Here is a 23309-nt window from a genome sequence, read left to right as displayed (position 1 = left end):
GAACCATAAATAGAACAGAGGAGGTGAGGCCGTGTCAGCAGCCGTGCAGCAAGCCGAGAATGACGCTCACGCCGATTTCGCCGTGCCCCTGGACAGTCTGCTCGCGGATGCCGCGAATGGTTCTCTCGGGCGCTTTCTGCCGGGTACGGAGGGCCTTTTGCTTGGCGCCGCGCTGGCCCGGCAGCCGCGTACCGTGGCCCGGCGCCTGAGCGGGCTGGCCGCCGACCTGGGCCGAATTGCCGTGGGCATGTCGGAGATCGAACCCTCGCGTCGCGACAAGCGTTTCAAGGACCCGGCCTGGAGCGGCAACCCGTTCTTCCGGCGCTGCATGCAGGGTTATCTGGCGAGCGCCGGTACGCTGCAGCAGCTGTTCGACGATGTCGATCTCGACCAGCAGTCCGAGCGCCGGCTGCAGCTGGTGCTGGACAACATCATCGGCGCGGCGGCGCCGTCCAATGTGCTCTGGCTCAATCCGAGCGCGCTCAAGGCAATCATCGATACCGGCGGTACCAGCGTGCTGCACGGCGCGCGCAATTTCTGCCGGGACATGGCGCGCGCGCCGCGGGTGCCGGCGATGGTGGACGCAAGCAAGTTTGCGGTCGGCGAATCGCTGGCGACCACGCCCGGCGAGGTGGTGCTGCGCACGCCGGAATTCGAACTGATTCAGTATCGGCCGACCACGGCCGAGGTGCGCAAGGTGCCGCTGCTGATGGTGCCGCCGATGATCAACAAGTTCTATATTCTGGATGTCGCCGCAGGCCGCAGCATGGTCGAGTATCTGGTGGCGCAGGGCCAGCAGGTGTTCATGATCTCCTGGCGCAACCCGACCGCCAGGCACGCCGGCTGGGGCATGGATACCTATATCAATGCCGTGCTCGAGGCGATGGCGGTCACGCGCCAGATCTGCCGGGTCGACAGTACGATCGTGCACGGCACCTGTGCCGGCGGCATCATTTCGGCGATGACCGCGGCCTATCTGGCCCGCATGGAACGCGCCGATGAACTCGAGGCACTGGTGCTGGGCGTCACGCTGCTCGACCAGGCCGATGGCGGCACCACCGGCGCGCTCATGGATCGTGCGCGGGCCGACGCGGCCATCGCGGTGTCGTCCGCGATCGGCTATCTCGACGGCCGCAACCTGGCCGAGGTGTTCGCTTGGCTGCGGCCGACCGATCTGGTGTGGTCGTTCTGGGTCAACAACTATCTGCTGGGCAAGGCGCCGCCGGCCTTCGACGTGCTGTACTGGAATTCCGACACCACCCGCATGCCGGCCCGCCTGCACCACGATTTTCTCGATCTGGCGGTCAACAACAGCCTGGTCACTGCCGATCAGGCGACGGCGCTGGGCGAGCCGATCGACCTGGCCGAGGTCACCCAGGACGCCTATCTCATCGGTGGTGAAACCGATCACATCACGCCTTGGCAGAGCTGTTATCGCACCACCGGCCTGCTCGGCGGCAAGAGCCGTTTCGTGCTCTCCACGGGCGGGCATATCGCCGCCCAGGTGCTGCCGCCGGACAATGCCAAGGCCAGCTTTCGCAGTATCGAAGACAATCCGAGCGAGCCGGAGGATTTCGCCGCCCAGGCCGACGATCACGAAGGCAGCTGGTGGATCGACTATGCCGCTTGGCTGGGGGCGCGCAGTGGGGAAACCAAGAACGCCCCGAAGACGCTGGGGCGCGGACGTTTCAAGCCGCTGGGTGCAGCCCCCGGCACCTATGTGCTCGACAAATGACGACGGCGGTCGAGCCTATCCCTGCCGGGACTGAATCGTCCGGACAGCTGCGCGAGCTGGTCGTGCGCGGCGCGCGGGTGCGCCTGTCGGTGCAGGGCGAGGGCGAACCACTGCTGCTGATCATGGGCATCGGCGCCAGTCTCGACATGTGGGCGCCGTTCGAACAGGCGATGGTGGCACGCGGCTATCAGGTGATCGCCTTCGATCTGCCCGGCGCCGGCGCTTCCAAGCCATTATTCCCACCGCGCCGCATGCGCGGGCTGGCGCGTATCGCGGTCGGCGTGCTCGATGCGCTGGAGATCGACCAGGCCAACGTGCTTGGCGTGTCCTTCGGCGGCGCGGTGGCCCAGGAAGTGGGACACATCGCACCGGAACGCGTGCGTCGTCTGATCCTGGCCGCGACCGCGCCCGGTATCGGCGGGCTGCCCGGCGATCCGCGCGCGCTCATGCACATGCTCACGCCGCTGCGTTACTGGTCGCCGAACTATGCCCGGCGTATCGCCGGCACGCTGTATGGCGGGCGGGCGCGCAATGCGCCGGACGAGCAGGCCAACGTCGGGCTGCGCTTCATGCGGCCGCCGTCGCTGTATGGCTATCTGACCCAGATGTACGCCATCTCGGGCTGGTCGAGCCTGCTCTGGCTGCACCGACTGCGGCCGAAGACGCTGGTGCTGGCCGGCAACGACGATCCCATCATCCCGCTGTTCAACGGCAAACTGCTGGCGACCGTCGCGCCCAACGCGACCCTGCGCGTGATCGACGGCGGCGGTCATCTGTTTCTGCTCGATCAGACCGAGGAAGTGGCCGAGATCGTGAATCTGTTCATCGATCACAGCTGATTGTCGCGGCCGTTGTTGTCTATGCGGCGCCGGGTGCCGGGGCCACGCCGTATTCGGCCTGGTAGGCGCTTATCGCGCGGCGGATGTCGGCGTCGAAATCGCGGCGTTCGGCATAGCCGAGCACGTCTGCAAGCGTCGCCACGGCGATCGTGGGAATGCCTTCGTCCTCGCCCAGTGCCTGGATCGGGGAGCGCTGGTCGGCGCCGCGTTCCTGGCGATCGAGTGCGACCAGCAGGCCGGCGACTTCGCTGCCGTTGGCGCGGATCAGGTCGATGGCTTCGCGTACCGCGGTGCCGGCGGTGATCACGTCGTCGACGATCACCACCCGCCTGCCCAGCGGCGCGCCCACGAGCACGCCGCCTTCGCCGTGGTCCTTGGCTTCCTTGCGGTTGTAGGTGAACGCGACATCGCGCCCGCGCGCCGCCAGCGCACAGGACAGGGTCGCGACCAGCGGGATGCCCTTGTAGGCAGGGCCGAAGAGGCTGTCGTATTCAATGTCGGCGTCTTCGAGTGCGGCGGCGTAGCCGTCGGCCAGGCGGGCCATGCCGGCGCCGCTGGCGATCGAACCCAGATTGAAGAAATAGGGGCTCACCCGGCCCGACTTGAGGGTGAACTCACCGAAACGCAGGGCGTCGTATTCCATGGCGAGATCGAGAAAATCCAGGCTGTGGGCATGCATGCGGTCGATGTCCTGAGTAGCGTGAGCACGAGCGGCGATGCACGTATGATAAGCGCCTTGTTTTGCACCGACCAAGACACGCGGGTTATTCGATGCGGGTAATGTCCTTCAACGCCAACGGTATTCGCGCGGCTCAGCGCAAGGGTTTCTTCGAATGGATGGTGACGCAGAACCCGGACGTGGTCTGTATCCAGGAGCTCAAGGCCCAACAGCACCAGCTCGAAGGCGTGGAGGCATTCTGGCCCGAGGGCTATCACTGCTTCTATGAGGAAGCGACCAACCGCAAGGGCTATTCCGGGGTCGCGATCTATTCCAAGCGCGAGCCGGACGAGATCATCCGCGGCATGGGCCACGAGGAGTTCGACGGCGAGGGCCGTTATATCGAGGCGCGCTTTGCCATGCCTGATGGCGACCTGAATATCGCCAGCCTGTATGCGCCGTCTGGTTCGTCGGGCGATCACCGCCAGGACTCCAAGGAGCGCTATCTCGAGTTCTTCCCGGCGCTGCTGAGCGCACGCGCGGCCGCGCCCGGCAACTACCTGGTCTGCGGCGACTGGAATATCGCCCACAAGGAAATCGACCTCAAGAACTGGAAGAACAACAAGAAGAACTCGGGCTTTCTGCCGCACGAGCGTGAGTGGATGGATCGGCTGTTCGGCGAGATGGGTCTGGTCGATGTGTTTCGCGAGATCAATCCGAACGAGGATCAGTTCACCTGGTGGTCGAGCCGCGGCCGCGCCTGGGACAACAACGTGGGATGGCGTATCGACTATCACGTCGCCACGCCGGCTCTGGCCGCCAAGGCAACGGCCGAGTCGGTCTATCGCGCCGAGCGCCTGTCGGACCATGCCCCGCTGACGATCGATTATGACGTCGAATTCTGAGCAAGCCGGCATGACCGACGCCGGCAAACGCGACTGGCGCGCCGCACTCAAGATCTACGGCCAGCCGCGCGTCATCGGCATGGCGTTTCTGGGTTTCTCTTCCGGGCTGCCGTTCCTGCTGGTGTTCTCGACGCTGTCGGCGTGGCTGGCGCAGGAAGGCGTGTCCAAGACCACGATCGGGTTCTTCTCCTGGATCGGGATGATGTACTCGATCAAGTTCTTCTGGGCGCCGGTGGTCGACCGCCTGCCGCTGCCGATTCTCGGGCGCCTGCTCGGACGACGGCGGGCCTGGATGCTGCTTGCGCAATGCGGCCTGATGACCGGCCTGGTGTTCATGGCGCTGACCGACCCGACCACCGATCTCGCCCGCATCGCCTGGTTCGGCCTGCTGGTGGCGTTCTCGTCGGCCACCCAGGACGTGGCCATCGATGCCTGGCGTATCGAGGCGGTGGCCGACAGCGTGCAGGGGGCGATGGCCGCGACCTATCAGGCCGGATATCGCATCGCGTTGCTGACCGCGGGCGCCGGCGCGTTCTTCATTGCCGCCGGCACGAGCTGGCCGACCACCTATCTGGTGATGGCAGCCCTCGTGGGCGTGGGCATGGTGACGGTGCTGTGCGTGGCCGAGCCGGATGCCTCGCGCACCGCCGGCACGCGCGTGCAGGAGCCCTGGGTGGACGAACATCTGGCCCGATACGATTTCTCGCCCGCATGGCTGCACGGCGCTTACGGCTGGGTGCTGGCCGCGGTGGTCTGCCCGCTGGTGGATTTCTTTTCCCGCTACGGCAAGCAGGCGCTGCTGATTCTGTTGTTCGTGAGCCTGTTCCGGGTCACCGATATCACCCTCGGCGTAATGGCCAATCCGTTCTATCTCGATATGCACTACACGCTGGCCGAGATCGCCAGCGTATCCAAGATCTTCGGCGTGTTGATGACGCTGGGCGGGGCCGCGCTGGGCGGTGTGTTGATCGTGCGCTACGGCATTCTGCGGCCGTTGCTTGCGAGCGCGATTCTTGCCGCCGCCACCAATCTCGCCTTCGCGTGGCTCGCGACGCGCCAGGATCCGGGCATGGCGTCGCTGGCGATTACCGTATCGGCCGACAACCTCTCCGGCGGCATGGCCGGCTCGGCGTTCATCGCCTATTTATCCAGTCTGACCAATACGGCCTATACAGCCACGCAATACGCGCTGTTCTCGTCGCTGATGACCCTGCCGGGCAAGTTCCTGGGTGGTTTTTCCGGCTGGATGGTCGATCACTACGGGTATGTCTGGTTTTTCGGCTATACCGCGGTGGCCGGTGTGCCGGCGATTCTGCTGGTGATCTGGCTGATCCGTTTTCATGCACGCATGACCACGGCTGAAGACGAGGCCGAGCCCGACGGTCAACGACACGCATCAAGCTAAAGGGTAGAAAGACATGATTCCACAGACTCCGCAGATCCGCGCCCTGGCCGCTGCCGTGGCCTGCCTGCTGCCGCTGGCGAGCTGGGCGGCCGACCAGGCCGATGCCCGCGTCGACGCGATGGCGCTCTACAACCAGGGCGCGGCCGTGGTGCAGGATGCGCGCGAGATCGACCTGGCCGCCGGCGATCAGCAGATCGCCTGGCCGGTGCGTGGGCGGCTGCGCCCGGATACGCTCTGGCTCGACGCTGAAGGCGTCGAACTCACCGGTTTCGGCGCGACCGTCAACGGCAACAGCGAGGCCGACCCGCTGGCTGCGCGTATCGGCCAGCCGGTGACGCTGGTGCGCGACGGCGCGATCGGCAACGTTGATCACCGCGAACGCAGTGCCACGCTGGTTTCGCTGGTCGGCGACGCGATCTATGTGCGCGTCAACGGGCATATCGAACGGCTTACCCCGGCCTCGCCGTGGCAGATCAGCTGGCCGGCGGCCGGCGACGACGGTGACGATACGCCCGCCGACGGCGGCCTGAGCCTGAACGTCGACGCCGACAAGGCCGGCAGGCAACGCCTGACCGCGACTTACCAGATCGACGGCCCGCGCTGGCAGGCCAGCTATACCGGGCGCTTCGATCCCGAGACCGGCAAGCTCTCCCTGCAGAGCATGGCGGTGATCGACAACAGCGGCGGTGCCGCGTTGTCCGCGGACAGCGCCTGGCTGGTGGCCGGCGATGTGGCGCGCGCCAACAACAACATGCCGCGGCCGATGATGATGGCGCGCAGCGAAGCGAAGATGAGCGACAGCGCGCCGCAGGCAGCCGGCGACACCTATCGATACGCGCTCGACGGGCCGCTCGACGTACCGGCCGGCGGCGTTCGCGCGGTGTCGATGATGGACTCGGTGGCGTTTCAGGCGACGCGCAGTTATCGCTTCCAGAACAGCTGGTACGAACGGCCCGACGGCAAGACGCGCAGCCACGCCGAGGTGCGGCTGGCGTTCGACAACAGCAGCGACCGGCCGCTGCCGGCGGGCGCGGTACGAGTCTACGACGGCGCCGGAAAGGCGCGTCTGATGGGCGAGGATACGATCGGCGACACGCCCACGAAGGCGCCGGTCATGCTCACGCTCGGGCGCTCTTTCGATGTCACCAGCACGCGCCAGATCGTCTCGGAGGACGCCGGCGACAACGGTCAGCGCGAGCGCACCGTCAAGCTCGAGCTATACAACGCCGGCGAGCGCGACGCCGCCATCGATATCAGCGAGCAGTTGCCCGAGGGCGCGAAGATCGTGTCCGCCTCGATCACACCGCAGGCCGATGGTGCCGCCAACACCGGCGAGTGGGCGGTCAAGCTCGGTGCCGGCGGGCAGCGCCAGCTGATCTACACCGTGCGCTGGCCCGCCAACGGCTGATCGATCACGCGGGCGTCGGGCTCAGTGGTCGCGTTTGACGATCTCGGCGGCGATTTCGCGCAACGGCGCGGCCTGATCGCCGAAGATCGACACCGCGTCCATCGCTTCGGCATACAGCCGCTCGGACAGCGCCTTGGCTTCGGCGAGGCCGAGCAGGGCCGGATAGGTGGCCTTGTGGTGGGCGATGTCGGCGCCCTGGGTCTTGCCGAGCTTCTCGGTGGAGGACTCTATATCGAGCACGTCGTCGCGGACCTGGAATGCCAGGCCGATACGGCGGGCGAACAGATCCAGCGCGGCGCGCTCGTCGACCGCCAGATCGGGCTGGCTGTCGGCCGCCATCATCACGCAGGCCCGAAGGAGCGCGCCGGTCTTCTGGTTATGCAGCCGCTCGAGCTGTTGGACGCCGATACGCTTGCCCTCGCTGTCCATATCCAGCGCCTGGCCGCCGACCATGCCGTGCGAGCCGCAGGCGTAGGCCAGGGTCGCCATGAGCGTGGCGCGGATCGCGGGGTCCGTGCCGATCGAGGCGTCCGTGGCGATGACTTCGAACGCCAGCGCCTGCAGCGCGTCGCCCGCGAGGATGGCAGTGGCTTCACCGAAGGCGATATGCGCGGTCGGCTGGCCGCGACGCAGGGCATCGTCGTCCATGGCCGGCAGATCGTCATGAATCAGCGAGTAGGCATGAATGAACTCGACCGCGCAGGCCGGCGCGTCGAGGCGCTCGGGCGCGATCCCGAGCACGTCGCCGGTCGCATAGACCAGACGCGGGCGAATACGCTTGCCGCCGCCGAGCACGCTGTAGCGCATGGTTTCATGCAGTCTGCCGGGCTGTTCACTGGCCGGCGGCAGCAATCTGTCGAGCACGTTTTCGATGCGTTGGCTATAATTGTGTATCAAGCAGGTATCCATTCGCTGTTCGATTCGAGCACCGGCCCCGCGGGCCATGCGCCGGGCGAAGGCGGGCTAGCTAGCCACTAAAGGCCGTCAGCGTCAACTCGCAGCCGTGTCGGAATCGTGACTCCTTTGCCGAGCCCATCGCGTAGAATTATCGATGTTACCTGCTGCCCATCGCCGACAGACAAGTAAAAGGAAAGTGCACGCCCATGTCCTATGTTCCCGTGCAGCCTGACGACAGCACCCGCGCTCGTCTATTTCAGGACGAGATACTGCCCAAGGTATCGCGTACGTTCGCATTGACCATTCCCGAACTGCCGGGCGTGCTGCGCGTGGCCATCGGCAACGCCTATCTATTGTGCCGTATCGCGGACACGATCGAGGATGACGCCGAGCTTGCGATCGCCGCCAAGGCGGACTGGCATGAACGCTTCAAGCGCGTGGTCGACGCGCGCACGGGCGGGGCCGAGTTCGGCGCCGGGCTGGCGCCGTTGCTGGCAGCGCGCACGCCCGCGGACGAACGCACGCTGGTGGCCAACACCGACCAGGTGATCGCGGTGACCGCGAGTCTCGGCGTGCGCCAGCAGGCGGCGATCGCGCGCTGTGTGCATATCATGTGCGACGGCATGCCGGCGTTCGAGCGTAACGCCGCCAGCGACGGCCTGCCCACGCTGGCGCATCTGGATCGCTACTGCTATTTCGTGGCCGGTGTGGTCGGCGAGATGCTGGCCGATATGTTCTGTGACTGCGACCCGGCAATCGACACCCGCAGCGACGAGTTGCAGCGGCTGGCCGTATCGTTCGGTCAGGGCCTGCAGATGACCAATATCCTCAAGGATATCTGGGACGATTTCGATCGTGGCGTGTGCTGGCTGCCGCGCGATGTGTTCGCCCGCCACGGTTTCGATCTGTCGCGCCTGGGCGAATCCCGTGCTGTCGGCGGCGATCCGGCGTTCGCCGCCGGCCTGTCGGAACTGATCGGCATCGCCCACGGGCATCTGCGCAACGCGCTCGAATTCACCCTCACCATTCCGGCCGAGCAGAAAGGCATCCGCCGTTTCTGCCTGTGGGCGATCGGTCTGGCCCTGCTCACGCTGCGCAAGATCCAGGCGAACCCTTATTTCACCGATGGCAACCAGGTGAAGGTCTCGCGGCGCTCGGTGCAGGCCACGGTGCTGACCACCAATCTGGCGCTCGGCGACGACGACCGTCTGCGCAAGCTGTTCCACATGACCGCGGCCGATCTGCCGGCGCTGACGCCCAAGCTGGCGCGCGACCCGGCCGCGCTGGTTCCGGCCGACCTCGATCCGGTCACGACCACTGTGGCGGCCGCTCGTCGTCCCGAGGGGCTGGAGCCGGCGATCGATCGTGCCTGCGAGCGTCTCTATGCCGATCAGAATGCGGACGGGCACTGGCGTTACGAATGCGAGGCCGACTGCACGATTCCGGCCGAATACATTCTGATGATGCATTTCGTCGACGATATCGAGCCGGGCATCCAGGGCCGTATCGCCAACCACCTGCGGGCATCGCAGGCCGCCCACGGCGGCTGGCCGCTCTACCACGGCGGCGATCTGGACGTGAGCGCCTCGGTAAAAGCCTATTACGCGCTCAAGCTGGCCGGCGATGACGTCGACGCGGCGCATATGGTGCATGCCCGCGAGGCGATTCTGGCGCGCGGCGGGGCGGCCAGCTCGAACGTGTTCACCCTGATCGCACTGGCCCAGTACGGACAGGTGCCGTGGCGGGCCGTGCCCTTCATTCCGGTCGAGGTGATGCTCATGCCGGAAGTCTCGCCCTTCCATCTGAGCAAGGTCTCGTACTGGTCGCGTACGGTGATGGTGCCGCTGTTCATTCTCTGCAGCATGCGCACCATGGCGAAGAATCCGCTCGGCGTGAACGTGCGGGAGCTGTTCACCGTCGCCCCCGAGCGCCAGCGTGATTTCATTCCGGCGCGCTCGTTCGTCCAGCGCGCGTTCAAGGAACTGGACCGGGTCGGGCGCACCGTCGAACCGCTGATTCCCAAGTTCGTGCGCCAGCAGGCCATGAACCGGGCCGAGCGCTGGATCATCAAGCGTCTCAACGGCACCGACGGCATCGGCGCCATCTTCCCGGCGATGGTCAATGTCTACGAAGCGCTCGGCGAACTCGGTTATGCCGCCGACCATCCCTATCGCGCGGACACGCGCCGCGCGATCGACGATCTCGTGTTCGAGCACGGCGACCGCGCCAACGTGCAGCCCTGTGTATCGCCGGTCTGGGACACCGGGCTGGCGAGCCTGGCGCTGCAGGAAGCCGCGAACGACGCCGATACGCCGCCCGTGCGCGCCGCACTCGACTGGCTGGCCGCGCGCCAGGTGCTGGATGCGCCGGGCGACTGGCGCGACCAGCATCCGGATCTGCCCGGCGGCGGCTGGCCGTTCCAGTACGCCAACGATTTCTATCCGGATCTGGACGACACGGCCGTGATCGCCTGGGCGATGCACAACACCGGCGATGGGGCGACCTACGGCCGCGCGATCACCCGTGCGGCCAACTGGCTGTGCGGCATGCAGTCCGCCAACGGCGGCATTGCGGCCTTCGATTCCGACAACAACCACGAATATCTCAACCAGATTCCATTCGCCGACCACGGCGCGCTGCTGGATCCGCCCACCGCTGATGTCACCGCGCGCGTGCTCACGCTGCTGGGGCAGATGGCCCGGCCCGAGGACATCGACGTGATCGAGCGCGGGCTGGCCTATCTCAAGCGCGAACAGGAGGCCGACGGGTCCTGGTTCGGCCGCTGGGGCACCAACTACATCTACGGCACCTGGTCGGTGCTGGTGGCACTCAACGCCCTGGGCGAGGACATGCGCCAGCCCTGGATTCAGCGCGCGGTGACCTTTCTCAAGGGCATGCAGCGCACCAATGGCAGCTGGGGCGAGGACAACGGCAACTACTGGAACCCGCCGCGCGGGCGCTCGGATGTGTCCACCAGTTTCCAGACCGCCTGGGCGATGCTCGGCCTGATGGCGGCCGGCGAACGCGATACTGCCGCGCTGGCCCGCGGTGCCGCCTGGCTGATCGAGCAGCAGGGCGACGACGGTGCCTGGCACGACCCGGACCATACCGCGCCGGGTTTTCCGCGTGTGTTCTATCTGAAATACCACGGCTATACCCGTTATTTTCCGCTCTGGGCGCTGGCGCGGTATCGCAATCTGCATCCGGCGTAGATGATCTTGATCGAGGGTCACGCCAGCGCCGTGCGCAGAACAGGGCGACCAACCGCCGGGGCAGGCTACTGATGTCGGTCGGCATCGTGGCGGCGCTGCCGGGCGAAGCCCGGTCGCTGGCGCGCCTGCGAGCCCGGGGCACGGCGGTGCTGGCAGACGGCGCACAGCTGCGCCTGTCCGGACTGGGCGCCGAGCGCGCCACCGCGGCGGCGCGGGCGCTGGTGGCCGAGGGCGTGGACAGGCTGATCAGCTGGGGCAGCGCGGCGGCGCTGGTGCCGGCACTGCATCCCGGCGATCTGTTGCTGCCGCGCGAGATCATTGCCAGCGACGGCCGGCGGCTGCACAGCGACGACGCCTGGCGTGAATCGCTCACCGATGCGCTGCCTGGCGGTCTGCGTATTCGCCACGGCGCGCTGGTGCAGGCCACGGGCGTGCTGGTCAACGTGGCGTCGAAGCAGGTTCTGCACGAGTGCAGCCACGCGGTTGCCGCGGATATGGAAAGCGCGGCGATCGCGGCGGTGGCCGCCGAGTTCGGCCTGCCGTTCATCGCGATTCGTGCGATCGCCGACGATTCCACCATGATCCTGCCACCGGCGGCGAATGCCGCGGTCGACGCCGACGGCGCGCTCAAGCCGTTGTCGATGCTGCGCGCGCTGGCCGGTCGACCGCGCACCATGCATGCGCAGCTGCGCGCGCTCAAGCAACTGGCGGTTGCGTTCAAGGCGGCCCAGAACACGCTCGGCGTGGTCGCGCTCGAATTCGTCGACACGCAGCGCGCGGCATGAGTCGAACCGTCAGTCGTCTGATCGGTGCCTGGGTAGCGCTGATGATGCGTCACGCCGTGGCCGTGATCGTGCTGGGCGTACTGCTGACCGCGGCTTGCGGCTGGTATGCGGCCACGCATCTGTCGATGAACACCGACAACGCCGACCTGATCAGCGCCGATGTCGACTGGCGCCAGACGTATATCGCGTATCAAAAGGCGTTTCCGGTCTATACCGACAGTCTGGTCGTGGTCGTCGACGGTGCGACGCCCGAGGTCGCCGCGAACGCGACCCGTCGCCTGGCCGAGCGCATGCGCGCCGACAGCGCGCGCTTCGCGTCGGTCTATGTGCCCGGCGGCGGGGATTTCTTTGCCCGCAACGGGCTGCTGTATCTGGATACCCCCGCGCTGCAGCAGCTCTCGGAGCGGCTCATCCGTATCCAGCCGTTTCTGGGCCGGCTGTCGGCGGATCCAACGCTGGTGACGTTCTTCGATCTGCTCGACCGGGCGATGGCGCCCGACGCGGCGGTGGACTTCGATCTCACCCCGGTGATGCGCGAGCTGGACGTCGCGTTCGCGGCCAGTCGCGACGGCGTGTTTCATCGGCTGTCCTGGCAGGCCTTGATGGGCGGGGCCAGGCAGCCGGGCGTGTCCAACCAGCGCTTCATCATTGCCGAACCGAAGCTGGATTACGGCCAGCTGTTGCCCGCGTCCCGATCGATGGCACGGGTGCGGGCGCTCGCGGCCGAACTGAAGCTGGACGCCGATCACGGCGTGCAGGTGCGCCAGACCGGGGAGGTCGCGCTCTCCGACGAAGAACTGGCCAGCGTGTCGAAAGGCGCGGCCTGGGGTGCGGCACTGGCGCTGCTGGCGGTGGGCATCATCCTGTATCTGGGGTTGCGCTCATGGCGGTTGATGGCGGCCGCGCTTGCCAGCCTTATCGCCGGGCTGATCGGCACGGCCGCGTTCGCCGCGCTCGCGGTGGGCACGCTCAATCTGATCTCGATCGCCTTCGCGGTGCTCTATATCGGCCTGGGTATCGACTACGCCATTCATCTGTGTCTGCGCTATCGCGAAGCGCTGGCCGAGGCCGACACGCCCGCGAATGCGCTGCGCCTGGCCGCCGGCGATGTCGGCCTGTCGCTGCTGCTGTGCGCGATCACCACGGCGGCGGGGTTCTTTGCGTTCATCCCGACCCCGTATTCGGGCGTGGCCGAACTGGGGCTGATTTCCGGCACCGGCATGTTCATCAGCCTGGCCGTGAGCCTGACCTTCCTGCCGGCACTGATCGCCGTGCTCGGCGGCGCCCGCGCCGCGCCGATCGTGCCGGGATCCGGTGCGCAGCGCTCGCGTCTTCCATATATCGGCGCGCGCTCGCGGCGCGTGATCTGGGTGGCGGCCGCGGTGATCGGCGTGGCCTGTGCGAGCGCGTTGCCGTTCATTCGGTTCGACAGCAATACGCTCAATCTCAAGGATCCGACCAGCGAGTCGGTGACCACGTATCGCGAACTGCTCGCCAAGAGTAACAATTCGCCGCTCACCCTGGTCACGCGTCGGCCGGACGCGGCCGGCGCGCAGCGCGTGGCCGGCGAACTCAGCGCGCTGCCCGAAGTCGAGCGCGCGCTGACCGTCGATGATTTCGTGCCCGCCGATCAGGACGCCAAGCTCGCAATCATCGGTGATCTGGCGTTGACGCTCGCGTTGTCACCGCCGGATATGAGCCGTACCGCTGCGCCGGCCGCCCAGCGCCGGGCGATCGTCGGTTTCGCCGACGCGCTGGATGCCTGGCTCGAGCGCGCCGATGACAGCGAAGCGGGCGTGGCCGGGCAGCGGCTTGCCGCGACCCTGCGGGACTGGCGCGGTGGGTTCGATGCAATGCCGGCGCCGCGCCAGGCGCAGGCGCTCGAATCGCTGCGGACGAGTCTGCTCGCCGGCTTCGGGCCGCAGATCGATACGTTGATGACATCGCTGCAGGCCAGCGCCTTCACCCGCGCCGATCTGCCGGCGTCCGTGCGCGAGCGCTGGATCGGCCGCGATGGGTCGTTCCGGGTGGAAGCGTTCGCGCGCGACGACCTCAACCGGCCCCGCGCGCTGCGCCGGTTCGTGGCCAGCGCGCGCTCGGTGGAACCGGATATCACCGGCGCGCCGGTGCTCGAGGTGGCCGCCGGCAAGACGGTGTCGCATGCCTTCGCCGCGGCGTTCTGCTACGCGGCGATCTTCATTGCCGTGCTGCTGATCGTACTGCTCAGAAGCCTGGCCGACACGCTGCGCGTGCTCGCGCCCCTGGCGCTGACCGGGTTGATTCTCTGCGCGGCGTCGGTGTGGCTGGGTATCGCCTTCAATTTCGCCAACGTCATCGCCTTGCCGCTGCTGCTGGGCGTGGGCGTCGATAGCGGCATCCATGTCGTGCATCGGTTGCGTGGCCATTCCCGCCGGCAGGGGCCGTTTCTGGCCACGAGCACGGCGCGCGCCGTGATTCTGTCGTCGCTGACCACGCTCGCGGGCTTTGGCAGCCTTGCGTTCTCGCATCACGCCGGCACCGCCAGCATGGGGAAATTACTGGCCCTCGGCATGGTTGCGATTCTGGTAACGACCCTTATTGTCGTTCCATCACTCGTTGGTAATGACAACGATCTCTAGGGAGCGGATCGCAATGAACCAGTCGTTCGACTCGAACAATCCGGTGCCGCGGCCGCAGGCACGCCCGCTCGACGCGCGTCTGGCACGACGTCTGGTGGAGCCGCTGGAGTCGACGCGCGCCACGCCCAATCACCTGACCACGCTGCGGCTGGTGCTCGGCCTGTCGGCGGCCGCGTTTCTGGCCCACGGTGGTCTGGCCTGGGCGAATCTGGGCGCGTTCGTGTTCGCGTTCTCCAACTTCGTCGATCATACCGACGGTGAGCTGGCGCGCCTGTCCGGTGCCTCCAGCCGCTTCGGCCACTGGTACGACCTGATCAGCGATGCGCTCATTCATACGCTGCTGTTCGCCGCCCTCGGCTACGGTCTGCGCGCCGGCGTGCTGGGCGACTGGGCGGTGCTGATGGGCGTAATCGCGGGCGCGGCCGTCGCCTTCATATTCTGGCTGCACATGCATATGGAGTCTGCGCTGGGCAAGGCCGACGCCAGCCTGCCCGCGGCGCGCTATTTCGAGATCGAGGACGTGCTCTATCTGTTTCCGCTGGTCACGCTGTTCCAGATTCGCACCCCGTTCCTGATCGCAGCGGTCATCGGCGCGCCGATCTTCGCGATCTGGCTGGGATGGTATTTCATGCAGTTGCGCAGGCGCGGCTAGTGCCCTTGCTTGTACATACCGCGGCCCGCCGCGCGGCTGTTGATGCGTTCCGTGGCGGCGGCATATCGCGTGTTCGCCGCGACTCGGCCCTGCCCCTTGCTGGACATGCCCACGCCGCGCGCAGAATAGGCCAGCAATCTTACGAGACAGGACACTAGCGATGCGCGCACTGGTTACCGGCGCCACCGGCTTCGTCGGCAGTTCGGTCGTACGCGCGGCGCTGCGCGACGGCTTCGAGGTGCGCGCGCTCGTGCGTGCCGATAGCGATACCAGCGCGCTCGCGGGCCTCGAGATCGAACACGCGCAGGGCACGCTGGGCGATCCGGCGGCCCTGGCGGCCGCGATGACAGGCTGCGATGCCGTCTTTCATGTGGCCGCCGATTATCGGCTGTGGGCGCGCCGGCCGGACGAGCTCTACGCCAATAACGTCGAGGGCACCCGCCACGTGCTGCAGGCGGCACGCGACGCCGGCGTCCAGCGCGTGGTGTACACCAGCAGCGTGGCCACCCTGGGCCTGCCCACGGATGGCGCGCCCGGCAACGAAGACACGCCGGTCGGGCTGGCCGACATGATCGGCCACTACAAGCGTTCCAAGTTTCTGGCCGAGGAGGTGGCACGCGAGTTCGCGGCCGACGGCGTCGATGTCGTCATCGTCAATCCATCGGCGCCGATCGGCCCGCGCGATCACAAGCCCACCCCGACCGGCCGCATGGTGCTGGACGCCGCCGCGGGGCGGATGCCCGCGTTCGTGGATACCGGTCTGAACGTCGCCCACGTCGATGACGTCGCCCGCGGTCACTTGCTGGCCTGGCATCACGGTGCCAGCGGCCGGCGCTACGTGCTCGGTGGTGAGGACCTGACGCTGGCAGGGATTCTGACGCTGATCGCCGAACTCACCGACCGGCCGCCGCCCAAGGTCAAGCTGCCGCACGGCCTGGTGCTGCCGGTGGCCCATGCCGCCGAGGCGTTCGCCAAACTCAGCGGCCGGACCCCGTTCGTGACCGTCGACGGTGTCAAGCTGGCGCGCAAGCGCATGTATTTCTCGCATGCGCGGGCCGACGCTGAACTGGGCTATCAATCACGCGATGCCCGCGATGCGCTGGCCGATGCCATCGCCTGGTATTTCGCGCATCGCTATCTGCCGCTGGGTCGCCACCCGTGATCCGGGCGTTTGCAGCCTTGTTGCTATGCGCGCCGCTGCTGGCGACGGCGGACACGGCCGCGCCCGACGCCATCGCGGGGTTCTGGCGCACCGAAGGCGGTGAAGCCATCGTCGAGATTCGCAACGCCGGCGCGCAGTATCGTGGCCGACTGGTCTGGCTGCGCCAGCCGCATTATCCCGAGGGTGATCCGCGTGGCATCGGCGGCCAGCCGGTGACCGATCGCCACAACCCGGACCCGGCCCGGCGCGACCGGCCGCTGATCGGCCTGCCGCTGCTCACCGGGCTGATCTACCACGTCGACGACCGGGGTAAGGCGCATTGGCGCAGCGGCCGGGTCTACGACACCGAGAACGGCAAGCACTACGACTGCAATGTCTGGCTCGCCGACGCCGATCATCTCAAGCTTCGCGGCTACCTGGGTATCGAGCTGCTGGGCCGCACGACGACCTGGGAGCGCGTGGACGAACCTGAAGGACTCGACCGGAAAGAGGTGGACTCATGAGCCGTACCACCCGGTTCAGCGCAGAGCTAGAAACCGTGCAATTCCCATCGATCGACGAGATTCCGAACCAGAGGAGCCTGTCATGAGTACCGCGACGCTCGAACCCGAAACACAGGGCCACGCCACCGCGCCCGACACGGTCTTCCTGTCACGGCTGGATACGCCCGGCCTCAAGCAGCGTTTCCAGGCCGACAACGAGTTCCTGTTTCTGGACACGTTTCTGCCGGCGCCGATCAGCGAGGCGTTCGCCGCGCGCATTCCCGAGCTCAAGGACGCCGTGCACCGCAACTTCATCCCGAAGCACAAGAAGGGCGGCAGCGTGAGCCGCTATACGCTGGATGAACTGGCGCCGGAAATTCCGGCGCTGTATCGCGACCCGACGTTCATTGCGTGGCTGGAAAAGCTCACCGGCGAGTCGCTGCAGGTCTGTCCGGACAGCGACCCGCACGCCTATGCGCTGTATTTCTATACCGAGCCGGGCGATCACATCGGCTGGCATTTCGATACCTCCTACTATGCCGGCAAGCGCTACACGCTGCTGCTGGGCGTGATCGACGACTCCAGCAGCCAGCTCGAGTTCGAGTTGTTCCGCAACGACGCCAGCCGCGACTCGGTCAAGGACGCCCGCAATCTGCGCCCGGGCGCGATGTGTTTCTTCAACGGCGACGAGGTCTGGCACCGGATCACCCCGCTGGGCGAGAACGAAACGCGGATCTCGCTGACCTTCGAATATGTCACCGATCCGCATATGAGCCGCTGGCGGCGCTTCGTGTCCAACATGAAGGACTCGATCGCGTATTTCGGCTTCAAGCAGGTGTTCACCCAGGCGCTGGGGCGCCGGTGAGCCGCAGATGACCGCAGCCGAGATTTCATGAAGCGCACCGCCATCATCATGGCGCTGCTCGGCGTCGCGCTGTTCACCGCGGTGCTGCTCTGGCAGGGCGCGGGCGATATCGCGAACGCGCTCGCGGCCGCCGGCTGGGGTCTGCTGCTGGTCGCGGCCTGGCATCTGCTGCCGCTGGTGATCGACAGCCATGCCTGGCGGCTGCTGTTCGCGCGCTCGCGGCCGAGCCTGGGGCGCATCGTATGGGCGCGCTGGATCGGCGAGTCGGTCAACGGCCTACTGCCGGTCGCCCAGGTGGGTGGCGACGTGGCTAAGGCACGCCTGCTGGTGCTGTGCGGGCATCGCGGTGCGCCGGTGGGCGCGAGCGTGGTCGTCGATACCACGCTGGCCGTGGCCACGCAGATGGTGTTCGCCCTGATTGGCGTGGCGATGCTGCTCGCACTGCTGGACCGGCCGGACCTGGCCTGGGGGCTGATCGCGGGCATCGCGGTGATGGCCGTGCTCGTGGGCGTGTTCTATCGACTGCAGCGCGGTGGTCTGTTCGGCGGTCTGGCCGGTCTGGTACAGAAACTCGGAGGCGGCGCGAAGACGCTGGATTTCGTTGGCGGTGCGCGCGCGCTGGATCAGGCCGTGGCCCATATCTATCGGCAGCCGGGCACTGTGGCACGGGCCGCGTTCTGGCGCCTGATCGGCTGGCTGGCGGGTGTCGGCGAGGTCTGGCTCGCGCTGTATTTTCTGGGCGCGCCGGTGAGCCTTGCCGATGCACTCATGCTGGAAGCACTGGGCCAGGCCGTGCGCGGCGCCGCGTTTGCGATTCCCGGCGCGCTGGGCGTGCAGGAAGGCGGCTATGTGCTGCTCGGGTCGCTGATCGGGCTGCCCGCGGACGTGTCGCTGGCGTTGTCACTGTCCAAGCGCGTGCGCGAACTGGCGTTCGGGGTTCCCGGGTTGATCGCCTGGCAAATCGCCGAAGGCCGGGCCCTGCGCCGGACGCCAAAACATTTTTCTGTTCAGGAGTAATCGATGCATGCAGTGCTACTGGCTGCCGGCGTGGGCCGACGGCTGATCGACATCACCGGCGGCGGCCCCAAGTGCCTGCTGCCCTTCGGCGGGGCGAGTCTGCTCGAACGCCATCTGCGTGCGCTGGCCGCCTGCGGTATTCATCGGCTGACTGTGGTCGTCGGCTGCGAAGCCATGCAGATCGAGCAGGCGCTGGCCGCGCTGGTGCCCGACTGCGCGCCGCAGATGACCGTCGACACGATTCAGAATCCGGATTTTCGTCTGGGCAGCGCAATCAGTGTCTGGACGGCGCGCGACGTGTTCACGGCAGGCGACGACGTGCTGCTCATGGATGCCGACGTGCTCTATGACCGGCGCATGCTCGCACGCCTGCTCGACAGCGCGCGCGAAAACGTCTTTCTCATGGATCGCAACGTCGATCCGGACGACGCCGAGCCGGTGAAGCTGTGCGCGCGCAATGACCGGCTGGTGGGCTTCGACAAGCAGCTGCCGGCCGATCTCGAGTACGACGTCATCGGTGAATCGGTGGGCTTCTTCCGGCTTACCTCCTACATGGGGCAGGCGTTGACGTCGGCCTGCCAGAGGCTGTCGCAGGCCGACGCCGATACGCCCTATGAACACGCGCTGCGCGACGTGCTGCTCGCCGATCCGGATGCCTTCGGCTACGAGGACATCACCGGGCTGCCCTGGATCGAGATCGATTATCCCGAGGACGTCGAGCGCGCGGTCGATGCCGTGCTGCCCGAACTGCAGGCCGTGGCATGAACGACGTCACCATGCCCGTGAGCCGCGCGCGTCGTTTGCGCGATCTGCTGGAATCGAATCAGCTGGAATTCATCATGGAGGCCCACAACGGGCTGTCCGCACGCATCATCGAAGAGGCCGGTTTTGCCGGCATCTGGGCCAGCGGGCTGGCCTTGTCGGCGGCGTTCGGCGTGCGTGATTCCAACGAGGCGAGCTGGACCCAGGTGCTGGAGGCGGTCGAGTTCATGGCCGACGCCACGACCGTGCCGATCCTGCTGGACGGCGATACCGGCTACGGCAACTTCAATAATCTGCGCCGGCTGGTCACCAAGCTGGAATCGCGCGGCGTGGCCGGCGTGTGCATCGAGGACAAGCTGTTTCCCAAGACCAACAGCTTCATCGACGGCGAACGCCAGGCGCTGGCCGATGTGGACGAGTTCTGCGGCAAGATCCGCGCCGGCAAGGACGCCCAGCGTGATCCGGATTTCTGCATCGTCGCCCGCGTGGAGGCGCTGATCGCCGGCTGGAGCGTGGAAGAGGCGCTGGAGCGCGCCAAGGCGTATCACGCCGCCGGGGCGGACGCGATTCTGATTCACGACAAGGCGCCGCGTTTCGACAACATCCAGCGTTTCGCCGACGCCTGGGACCAGCGCTGTCCGCTGGTGATCGTGCCCACCAAATATTATTCGACGCCCACCGATGTATTCCGCAGCGCCGGCATAAGTCTGGCGATCTGGGCCAACCACAGCATTCGCGCGTCGGTCACCGCGATGCAGCGCACTGCCCGCGAAGTGCATGACAACCAGAGTGTGGCCGGCATCGAGGATCGGATCGCGCCGGTGTCGGAGATCTTTCGCCTGCAGGGCGATGACGAACTGCGCGACGCCGAGCGCCGCTATACCGGCAGCGATGTGCCCATTCACGCGGTGGTGCTGGCGGCCGCGCGCGGCGCCGGGCTGGAGTCGGTGACCGAAGCACGGCCGAAGGCGATGCTCAAGATCGGCGGCAAACCGTTGCTGCGGCGTCTGGTGGATGTGTTCAAGCAGCAGGGTATCCACGACATCACCGCCGTGGCCGGCTATCGCGCCGACACCATCGACGTACCCGGCGTGCGCGTGGTCGAGAACCGCGACTATGAACACACCGGCGAACTGGCTTCGCTCGGCCATGCGAGGGATCACTTCAGCGAGGACAATATCGTGCTCTACGGTGATCTGGTCTTTCGCCGGCATGTCCTCACCGACCTGCTCGAAGCCAGCGGTGATATCGTCGTGGTCGTGGATTCGGATGCCGCCAACGATGGCGCCAGCGACGGCGATACCCTGCGCGACCCCGCCTGGTGCAGTGCGCCGGACGACCGTTCGCTGTTCGCGCAACGGGTCACGCTCACCCATGTGGGCGCGGATCACGCCCCCGATACGCGGCCCTGCGGACGCTGGATCGGTCTCATGCGCGCGCGCGGCGCGGGCCGGGCGCGGATCGCCGAGGCGATCGAGACGCTTCAGGTCGACGGCAGCTATGCGCGCGCCGGCATTCCGGAACTGCTCAATACCCTCATTGCGGCCGGCGCCCGCGTCGACGTCGTCTATATCACCGGTCACTGGCTGGATGTGAACGACCTCGACGATCTGCGTGCCGCCGGCGATTTTGCCCACGGAGATACGCCATGATTCAGGCTTCGGCCTTCATCGATCGCGCACGCAACCTCGGCTACGATTTCTATGCCGGAGTGCCGTGCTCGTTTCTTACGCCGTTCATCAACACCGTCATCGACGACGACCGGCTGACCTATATCTCTGCGGCCAACGAAGGCGACGCGGTGGCCATGGCGGCCGGGCAGGCACTGGCCGGCAAGCGTGCGGTCGCGATGATGCAGAACTCGGGGCTGGGCAACGCGGTTTCGCCGTTGACCTCGCTGACCTGGGTATTCCGGCTGCCGATCCTGCTGATCGTGACCTGGCGCGGCGCGCCCGAGGTCGACGACGAACCGCAGCATGAACTGATGGGGCGCATCACCACCGACATGCTCGACAGCATGGATATTCCCTGGGAAATCTTCCCCGACAAGGAATCCGAGCTGGACGCGGCACTTGCACGCGCCGAGGCGCACCAGAACGAGACCGGGCGTGCGTATGCGCTGGTGATGAAAAAAGACACGGTGGCGCCGGCGACGCTGTACAACCGCAAGCCGCCCAGCCAGAGTCGCGGCGCGATCACCTTCCGGCCGGCGCCGCACAAGGCGCGCAATGTGCCCGGCGTGACCCGCCGTAGCGCGCTCGCCCATCTGGTCGCGCATACCGGTATCGATAACAGCGTGATCATTGCCTCGACCGGCTACGCCGGGCGCGAACTGTATGCCGTGGCCGATCGGCCCAACCATCTCTATATGGTCGGCTCGATGGGCTGCGCGCCGTTGCTCGGGCTGGGGCTGGCACTGGCACGCCCGGACTTGCGGGTGGTGGTCGTCGATGGAGATGGCGCGGCGCTCATGCGCATGGGCGCGATGGCCACCCTGGCGGCGTACGGCCCGACCAATCTTGCGCATCTGCTGCTGGATAACGGCATGCACGAATCCACCGGTGGCCAGGCCACCGTTTCGGCCGGCCTGTCGTTCGCCTCGATCGCGGCCGGCTGCGGTTACCGCACCACTTATGAGGGCTTCGTGCTGCCGGTGATCGACCAGATGCTGGGCGGCAGCTCCCGCGGCCCGGCGTTCGCGCACCTGCATATCGACCCGGGCGTGGACAAGAACGGTCTGCCGCGGCCGCAGCACGGTCCCGACGAGGTGCGAGAGCGGTTCATGCGGCATATAGGAGCGACCTCGTGATTCTGCTCAATCCCGGCCCGGTCACGCTCACCGAGCGGGTGCGTAGCGCACTCACTGCCGCCGATCTGTGCCATCGCGAGGTCGAGTTCGCCGATCTGCAGGACACGATTCGCACCCGCCTGCGGGCGGTCTACGATCTCGACGAACGTTGGGCCGCGGTCGTGCTCAGCGGTTCCGGCACGGCAGCGGTGGAGGCGATGATCAGTTCGCTGCCGGGCGCGGACGCGCGCCTGCTGATCATCGAAAACGGCGTCTACGGGGAGCGCATGACGCGCATGGCCCATATCCACGGCATCGCCCATCAGACGCTGCGTTTCGAGTGGGGTGAACATATTGACAGCGACCGGTTGGCAGCACAGCTGACCGACGGCGATTTCACCCATGTGGCGGTAGTCCACCATGAAACCACCACCGGGCGCTTGAACGATCTGGCGGCGATCGGCGAGGTCTGTGCGATGCGTAACGTACAGATGCTCATCGATGGCGTAAGCAGCTTCGGCGCCGAGGCGATCGACTTCGATCGCCTGCCGGTGGCGGCCGTGGCGGCCACTGCGAACAAGTGTCTGCACGGCGCGCCCGGCGCTGCATTCGTGCTCGTGCGCCGCGTGGCGCTGTCGGACGCGACGCCGTGCAGTCTGTATCTGGACCTGGCCGGCTACTGCGAGAAACAGGACGCGCGCAGCACGCCGTTCACGCCGGCAATACCGGCATTTCATGCCCTGGCCGAAGCGCTGGCCGAGCATGAGGACGAAGGCGGCTGGCAGGCCCGGCGTGCGAACTATCGCCGGCTCGCCGGCCAGGTTGCCGACGGTTTCTCCGCGCTGGGCATACAGGCCGTGCTCGACGCCGATGAATCATCCTGTGTGCTGCGCGCGTATGCATTGCCCGTCGGCATCGATTACGACGCGCTGCACGATCATCTCAAGTCGCAGGGCTTTGTCATCTATGCCGGGCAGGGTGGTCTGGCGGCATCGATCTTTCGCATATCGACGATGGGCGCGATCGATACCGTCGACATCGAACGCCTGATTACAGCGGTGTCGTCTATCGTGCACAATCGATTGTGAAAGCGCAGCATTTAAATGACATAAACAATGT

19 protein-coding genes are annotated in these 23309 nt (G+C 66.7%); 17 read left to right on the top strand and 2 right to left on the bottom strand.

Annotation, left to right across the window (positions count from 1 at the left end; all coding sequences use genetic code 11):
- Nucleotides 1–31: 31 nt before the first annotated feature.
- Together ACFOSU_RS18975 and ACFOSU_RS18970 are read left to right on the top strand one after the other, a co-directional pair.
- Nucleotides 32–1735, top strand: a complete 1704-nt coding sequence (locus tag ACFOSU_RS18975; protein ID WP_380691512.1) for a PHA/PHB synthase family protein — start codon at nucleotides 32–34, stop codon at nucleotides 1733–1735.
- Nucleotides 1732–2574, top strand: coding sequence for an alpha/beta fold hydrolase (locus ACFOSU_RS18970; RefSeq protein ID WP_380691511.1), 843 nt, complete (start codon nucleotides 1732–1734; stop codon nucleotides 2572–2574). The genes ACFOSU_RS18975 and ACFOSU_RS18970 overlap by 4 nt, the downstream gene beginning before the upstream one ends.
- A gap of 19 nt (nucleotides 2575–2593) precedes the next feature.
- Here the strand turns inward: ACFOSU_RS18970 and pyrE are convergent, their stop codons facing one another.
- Nucleotides 2594–3253, bottom strand: coding sequence for an orotate phosphoribosyltransferase (pyrE, locus tag ACFOSU_RS18965; protein ID WP_380691510.1), 660 nt, complete (start codon nucleotides 3251–3253; stop codon nucleotides 2594–2596).
- Between the two features lie 92 nt (nucleotides 3254–3345).
- Here pyrE and ACFOSU_RS18960 point away from each other — a divergent pair, with 92 nt between their 5' ends.
- Genes ACFOSU_RS18960 through ACFOSU_RS18950 form a run of 3 tightly spaced genes read left to right on the top strand, consistent with a single transcriptional unit; the run spans nucleotide 3346 to nucleotide 6950 of the window.
- Complete coding sequence (locus ACFOSU_RS18960; RefSeq protein WP_380691509.1) at nucleotides 3346–4137, top strand: exodeoxyribonuclease III; 792 nt, start codon at nucleotides 3346–3348, stop codon at nucleotides 4135–4137.
- Nucleotides 4121–5542 carry an AmpG family muropeptide MFS transporter gene (locus ACFOSU_RS18955; protein WP_380691508.1) on the top strand — a complete coding sequence of 474 codons (1422 nt, stop codon included), beginning with the start codon at nucleotides 4121–4123 and terminating at the stop codon, nucleotides 5540–5542. Before ACFOSU_RS18960 ends, ACFOSU_RS18955 begins: the two co-directional genes overlap by 17 nt.
- Before the next feature lie 13 nt (nucleotides 5543–5555).
- The gene (locus ACFOSU_RS18950; protein WP_380691507.1) at nucleotides 5556–6950 is read left to right on the top strand and encodes a DUF4139 domain-containing protein; all 1395 of its coding nucleotides are present in this window, start codon (nucleotides 5556–5558) and stop codon (nucleotides 6948–6950) included.
- Between the two features lie 21 nt (nucleotides 6951–6971).
- Here the strand turns inward: ACFOSU_RS18950 and ACFOSU_RS18945 are convergent, their stop codons facing one another.
- Complete coding sequence (locus ACFOSU_RS18945) at nucleotides 6972–7847, bottom strand: farnesyl diphosphate synthase (RefSeq protein WP_380691506.1); 876 nt, start codon at nucleotides 7845–7847, stop codon at nucleotides 6972–6974.
- Nucleotides 7848–8053: 206 nt separating this feature from the next.
- Between ACFOSU_RS18945 and shc the strand changes: the two genes are divergently transcribed.
- The 12 genes from shc (at nucleotide 8054) to ACFOSU_RS18885 (ending at nucleotide 23278) form a co-directional block, all read left to right on the top strand.
- A complete protein-coding gene (gene shc, locus ACFOSU_RS18940; protein ID WP_380691505.1) occupies nucleotides 8054–11059 on the top strand; it encodes a squalene--hopene cyclase in 3006 nt (1001 codons plus the stop codon).
- 71 nt (nucleotides 11060–11130) lie between these two features.
- Nucleotides 11131–11844 carry a phosphorylase family protein gene (locus ACFOSU_RS18935; RefSeq protein WP_380691504.1) on the top strand — a complete coding sequence of 238 codons (714 nt, stop codon included), beginning with the start codon at nucleotides 11131–11133 and terminating at the stop codon, nucleotides 11842–11844.
- Entirely contained in the window at nucleotides 11841–14462 is a 2622-nt protein-coding gene (locus ACFOSU_RS18930; RefSeq protein WP_380691503.1) for an MMPL family transporter, read from the top strand. Before ACFOSU_RS18935 ends, ACFOSU_RS18930 begins: the two co-directional genes overlap by 4 nt.
- Before the next feature lie 13 nt (nucleotides 14463–14475).
- Entirely contained in the window at nucleotides 14476–15114 is a 639-nt protein-coding gene (locus tag ACFOSU_RS18925) for a CDP-alcohol phosphatidyltransferase family protein (protein WP_380691502.1), read from the top strand.
- 160 nt (nucleotides 15115–15274) lie between these two features.
- Entirely contained in the window at nucleotides 15275–16276 is a 1002-nt protein-coding gene (gene hpnA / locus ACFOSU_RS18920; protein ID WP_380691501.1) for a hopanoid-associated sugar epimerase, read from the top strand.
- Complete coding sequence (locus ACFOSU_RS18915) at nucleotides 16273–16779, top strand: DUF2147 domain-containing protein (RefSeq protein ID WP_380691500.1); 507 nt, start codon at nucleotides 16273–16275, stop codon at nucleotides 16777–16779. The genes hpnA and ACFOSU_RS18915 overlap by 4 nt, the downstream gene beginning before the upstream one ends.
- 82 nt (nucleotides 16780–16861) lie before the next feature.
- Nucleotides 16862–17623 carry a HalD/BesD family halogenase gene (locus tag ACFOSU_RS18910; RefSeq protein ID WP_380691499.1) on the top strand — a complete coding sequence of 254 codons (762 nt, stop codon included), beginning with the start codon at nucleotides 16862–16864 and terminating at the stop codon, nucleotides 17621–17623.
- Between the two features lie 27 nt (nucleotides 17624–17650).
- The gene (locus ACFOSU_RS18905; RefSeq protein ID WP_380691498.1) at nucleotides 17651–18640 is read left to right on the top strand and encodes a lysylphosphatidylglycerol synthase domain-containing protein; all 990 of its coding nucleotides are present in this window, start codon (nucleotides 17651–17653) and stop codon (nucleotides 18638–18640) included.
- Nucleotides 18641–18643: 3 nt separating this feature from the next.
- Nucleotides 18644–19405 (top strand): phosphocholine cytidylyltransferase family protein, encoded by a 762-nt coding sequence (locus ACFOSU_RS18900; RefSeq protein ID WP_380691497.1) that lies wholly within the window; start codon nucleotides 18644–18646, stop codon nucleotides 19403–19405.
- Nucleotides 19402–21054, top strand: a complete 1653-nt coding sequence (gene aepX / locus ACFOSU_RS18895; protein ID WP_380691496.1) for a phosphoenolpyruvate mutase — start codon at nucleotides 19402–19404, stop codon at nucleotides 21052–21054. The genes ACFOSU_RS18900 and aepX overlap by 4 nt, the downstream gene beginning before the upstream one ends.
- Complete coding sequence (gene aepY / locus ACFOSU_RS18890) at nucleotides 21051–22211, top strand: phosphonopyruvate decarboxylase (protein ID WP_380691495.1); 1161 nt, start codon at nucleotides 21051–21053, stop codon at nucleotides 22209–22211. The genes aepX and aepY overlap by 4 nt, the downstream gene beginning before the upstream one ends.
- On the top strand, nucleotides 22208–23278 hold the full coding sequence (locus tag ACFOSU_RS18885) for a 2-aminoethylphosphonate aminotransferase (RefSeq protein WP_380691494.1): 1071 nt from the start codon (nucleotides 22208–22210) through the stop codon (nucleotides 23276–23278). The genes aepY and ACFOSU_RS18885 overlap by 4 nt, the downstream gene beginning before the upstream one ends.
- The last annotated feature ends 31 nt before the right edge of the window (nucleotides 23279–23309 follow it).

The organism is Salinisphaera aquimarina (assembly GCF_042643355.1).
In the GTDB taxonomy this organism is placed as follows: Bacteria; Pseudomonadota; Gammaproteobacteria; order Nevskiales; family Salinisphaeraceae; genus Salinisphaera; species Salinisphaera aquimarina.
This window is presented reverse-complemented; position numbering and strand designations above follow the sequence as displayed.

Coding starts and splice junctions, on each gene's coding strand:
- ACFOSU_RS18910 (WP_380691499.1), top strand. CDS start 16,862: ATGAGTACCGCGACGCTCGAACCCGAAACACAGGGCCACGCCACCGCG.
- pyrE (WP_380691510.1), bottom strand. CDS start 3,253: ATGCATGCCCACAGCCTGGATTTTCTCGATCTCGCCATGGAATACGAC.
- hpnA (WP_380691501.1), top strand. CDS start 15,275: ATGCGCGCACTGGTTACCGGCGCCACCGGCTTCGTCGGCAGTTCGGTC.
- ACFOSU_RS18925 (WP_380691502.1), top strand. CDS start 14,476: ATGAACCAGTCGTTCGACTCGAACAATCCGGTGCCGCGGCCGCAGGCA.
- ACFOSU_RS18905 (WP_380691498.1), top strand. CDS start 17,651: ATGAAGCGCACCGCCATCATCATGGCGCTGCTCGGCGTCGCGCTGTTC.
- aepY (WP_380691495.1), top strand. CDS start 21,051: ATGATTCAGGCTTCGGCCTTCATCGATCGCGCACGCAACCTCGGCTAC.
- ACFOSU_RS18960 (WP_380691509.1), top strand. CDS start 3,346: ATGCGGGTAATGTCCTTCAACGCCAACGGTATTCGCGCGGCTCAGCGC.
- ACFOSU_RS18950 (WP_380691507.1), top strand. CDS start 5,556: ATGATTCCACAGACTCCGCAGATCCGCGCCCTGGCCGCTGCCGTGGCC.
- ACFOSU_RS18900 (WP_380691497.1), top strand. CDS start 18,644: ATGCATGCAGTGCTACTGGCTGCCGGCGTGGGCCGACGGCTGATCGAC.
- ACFOSU_RS18955 (WP_380691508.1), top strand. CDS start 4,121: ATGACGTCGAATTCTGAGCAAGCCGGCATGACCGACGCCGGCAAACGC.
- ACFOSU_RS18935 (WP_380691504.1), top strand. CDS start 11,131: ATGTCGGTCGGCATCGTGGCGGCGCTGCCGGGCGAAGCCCGGTCGCTG.
- ACFOSU_RS18970 (WP_380691511.1), top strand. CDS start 1,732: ATGACGACGGCGGTCGAGCCTATCCCTGCCGGGACTGAATCGTCCGGA.
- aepX (WP_380691496.1), top strand. CDS start 19,402: ATGAACGACGTCACCATGCCCGTGAGCCGCGCGCGTCGTTTGCGCGAT.
- ACFOSU_RS18930 (WP_380691503.1), top strand. CDS start 11,841: ATGAGTCGAACCGTCAGTCGTCTGATCGGTGCCTGGGTAGCGCTGATG.
- shc (WP_380691505.1), top strand. CDS start 8,054: ATGTCCTATGTTCCCGTGCAGCCTGACGACAGCACCCGCGCTCGTCTA.